This window comes from Crenobacter intestini (assembly GCF_004919095.1).
Classification (GTDB): domain Bacteria; phylum Pseudomonadota; class Gammaproteobacteria; order Burkholderiales; family Chromobacteriaceae; genus Craterilacuibacter; species Craterilacuibacter intestini.
Map to the genome: position 1 here is coordinate 1 of NZ_STGJ01000041.1, position 433 is coordinate 433.

Annotated in this window: 1 protein-coding gene; it reads right to left on the reverse strand. The window is 64.9% G+C overall.

The features are described from left to right. Positions 1 to 433, reverse strand: a 433-nt coding sequence (locus tag E5K04_RS16560) for a permease (RefSeq protein WP_205700412.1), incomplete at both ends; no start/stop codon positions are given.

Genomic DNA, 433 nt, shown 5'->3' on the forward strand with positions numbered 1-433 from the left:
ATCTGCTTGCGGAACAGCGCCTTGAGCAGGATCACTTCAGTCAGGCTTGCGCCGGCACCGCCGATGATCAGCGCCATCAGTGCGCCCAGCCCCATCCCCTTGAGTGCGAACATCGACGCCATCGGGATCAAGGTCTCGGCACGCAGGTAAAGCGGGATGCCCACGACGGCCGCCAGCGGGACGGCCAGCGGGTTGTCACTACCTGTATGCGCGGCGATCCACTCGGAAGGGATGAAACCGTAGGTAAAGGCACCGATGGCCACCCCCAACATCAGGTAAGGGAACACCGCGCGGAATTGGCCGAGCGCTTCGCGCCACAGTTTCCGCCAGGGCATCGCCGTCTTGCCCGGCTTGCGCTGGGCCGCTTCGGGTGCGCAGCAAGCGGTCTTGGGCTCGACCGGCTTGGGCGTGCAGCAAGCAGTCTTGGACTCGA